This is a genomic window from Rhodococcus sp. ENV425 (genome assembly GCF_002887785.1).
Lineage (GTDB): Bacteria > Actinomycetota > Actinomycetes > Mycobacteriales > Mycobacteriaceae > Rhodococcus > Rhodococcus aetherivorans.
On record NZ_PCZU01000196.1, the window covers coordinates 1 to 2719 of the forward strand.

The following is a 2719-nucleotide window of genomic DNA, read 5'->3' on the forward strand; positions in this document are numbered from 1 at the left end:
CAATCTGCTGTCCTCGACGTTCGAGCGGTCCGTTTAATAACGGATTGATCACGGTCGAGTCACAGATTAGCGCATAGCTCCGTCGGTGGGTAGCCGCTCCCAGCGGACCGAATGTCACAGGCGTTCCGCTCCGCGATCCAAATGTGACATTCGGCCCACTAGGAAGGGGTCGCCGGCTCGCGCACCAGCCGCTGGTACGAGACCCGCCACAACCACTCGACCGGCCCCTGCCGATACCGCCGCAGCCACCAGCTCGCCGTGACGACCAGCACCGCACACACCAGCAGGTACACCGCGACGGTGAACGGTACCCGCAGCGACGGATCAACTCTCGCCGCCAGCCCGAGGCCCCAGCCGTAGCACAGCGCCGAGGCGAGAACGTTCTGCGCGACGTAGCAGCTCAACGCGGTCCGGCCGATGCGTTCCAGCCCGGTCCCGACCACCCCCGCCCGCCGCGGCGTCGCGTGGAACTGCGCGATCCAGGCGAGCAGGCCGACCGCGACGAACGGGGCCACGCCGTAGCGGGCGACCAGCACACCGGCCTCACCGCCGCACAATCCCACGACCGCGTCGACCGGGGCGGCGACCGCCCCGAGCAGCATCAGCTTCCGCCGCAGCACCCGGCTGCCCGGATCGAAGATTCCCGCCTCGTACAGCGCGGCACCGGCGAGGAACATCGCGATCGTCATCGGGATCACGAAGATCACCTCGGCTCGGAACGCGCCGACGTTCTCGGCCCGGAACACCACCAGATCCCACCAGCTGCCGGTGGCGAACATGTCGGTGGCCGGGGCGGTGGGCGCCCCGGAGTCCGGCTCGGCCGCGATCGCCGCCACCAGCGCGGTGAGCAGCAGCACGTGCGCGGCGGACGCGGCGACGGCCACCCACAGCCGCGCCCGTGCCGATGCGACGACGAGACCGCACACGAGCATCGACACCAGTGCGTAACCCATGAGGATGTCGAATTCGGCGACGAGCAGGTAGTGCAGCGCGCCGTCGAGCAACAGCAGCGCGGCACGCACCCGGTACCCGCCCGGCCACGGCCGTCCCGCCCGTCGCGCCGACGCCGCCTGGATCGCCAGACCGATCCCGAACATCAAGGTCAGCAACCCCAGGAACTTGCCCTGGGCGAGTTGCATGAGGATCCGCTGGGGCCACGGCTCGGAACCGAGCGTGTTCAGGTAGCCGACGATGCCGGCCGGGTCGGTGAAGATCCAGATGTTCGTGCCGAGCGTGCCCAGGATGGCGATGCCGCGCGCGACGTCGAGCGCAACGATGCGCCCGGGCCGGGTCGTCGTCTCGGTTGCAGTCATGACTACGACCCTGACGTGAGGCGGTCGCCGGCGCGTCGGCCATCCGACGGACCGGGTGTCCTCCCTCCGGAGGAGGCGACCTACCTGCCCGCGATCTGCCGGGCGACGAACGCGGCGTGCAACCGCGAATCCACCCCCAGCTTCGCCAGGACCCGGGAGACGTGGGTCTTGACGGTGGTGGCGCCGATGTTCAGGCGCTCGGCGATCTGCTGGTTCGCCAGGCCCTCACCGAGGCAGTCGAGCACCTCGCGTTCCCGGTCCGTGAGCAGGTCCACGCCGGTCGGCGGCGGCACCGGTTCGGCGGCACCGGCGGCCAGGCCCGCGATGACGGTGCGGGTCACCTGCGGGGACAGCACGCCGTCGCCGTGGGCCACCCGCCGGATACCGTCGGTCAGCTCCTGCGCGGAGGCCGACTTCAGCAGGAAGCCCGCGGCGCCGGCGCGCAGCGCACCCAGGACGTACTCGTCGACGTCGAAGGTCGTGAGGACGAGCACCTGGGTATCGCTCGTCTCGCGGATCCGGCGGGTGGCCTCGATGCCGTCGGTGCCCGGCATGCGGATGTCCATGAGCACAACGTCCGGCCGCAGCGCCCGCACCTGACGCACGGCGACGTCGCCGTCGGCGGCCTCGCCGACCACCTCGAGATCGGAGGTCGCGGACAGGATCATCGCCAGCCCCGCGCGGATGGCTCCGTGGTCGTCGGCGAGCAGCACCCGGATCACGACGGCGCTCCCGGGCGCAGCGGCAGCGACGCCCCCACGACCCACGTCCCGTCGGACGGACCCGCCCGGAACCGGCCGCCGAGAAGTTCGGTGCGTTCCCGCATGCTCGCCAGGCCCCGGCCGCCCGACGGCGTGCGCGGCGCGGCAACCGTCCCGTCGGGGAGCGGGTTGCGCACGGTCACCTCCAACCGGTCGCCGCGCGCGTCCAGCGACAGCTCGACGGGGACGCCGGGCGCGTGCTTGGCGGCGTTGGTCAGGGCCTCCTGGACGATGCGATAGGCGGCGTGGTCGACGGCGACGGGCAGCTGCCGCCCCGGACCCGACCGGCGGACGTGGACGACGGTGCCCCCGGCGTGGGCCGAGTCGACGAGCTTGCCGAGGTGGGCCAGCCGCCCGGGCGCGGTCGTCTCGCCGAGGACGGGCCGGTCCCGCAGTAGTCCGATCATCTCCCGCATCTCCTCGAGCGCGTCGACGCTGTTGCTCCGCACCGATTCGAGCACGGCGTGCAGCGCCTCCATCCGGCGGGCCGTCGGCGACGACGCATCGCGGGAGAGGCCCAGCGCGGCCTCGGACTGGATCGCGATCGCCGACAGGTGCCCGGCGACGACGTCGTGCAGATCGCGGGCCATGCGGTTGCGCTCGGCCGCCACGGCGGCCCGCCGGTCGAGTTCGGCGATCGTGGTG

Annotated in this window: 3 protein-coding genes; all 3 read right to left on the reverse strand. The window is 72.1% G+C overall.

Annotated elements, in window-relative coordinates:
• Positions 1–158: 158 nt before the first annotated feature.
• Positions 159–1313 (reverse strand): DUF418 domain-containing protein, encoded by a 1155-nt coding sequence (locus tag CQZ88_RS16410; RefSeq protein WP_102800040.1) that lies wholly within the window; start codon positions 1311–1313, stop codon positions 159–161.
• Between the two features lie 80 nt (positions 1314–1393).
• A complete protein-coding gene (locus CQZ88_RS16415) occupies positions 1394–2035 on the reverse strand; it encodes a response regulator transcription factor (RefSeq protein WP_006947321.1) in 642 nt (213 codons plus the stop codon).
• Positions 2032–2719, reverse strand: a 688-nt coding sequence (locus CQZ88_RS16420; RefSeq protein ID WP_258008626.1) for a sensor histidine kinase, incomplete at its 5' end; no start/stop codon positions are given. The genes CQZ88_RS16415 and CQZ88_RS16420, both read right to left, overlap by 4 nt.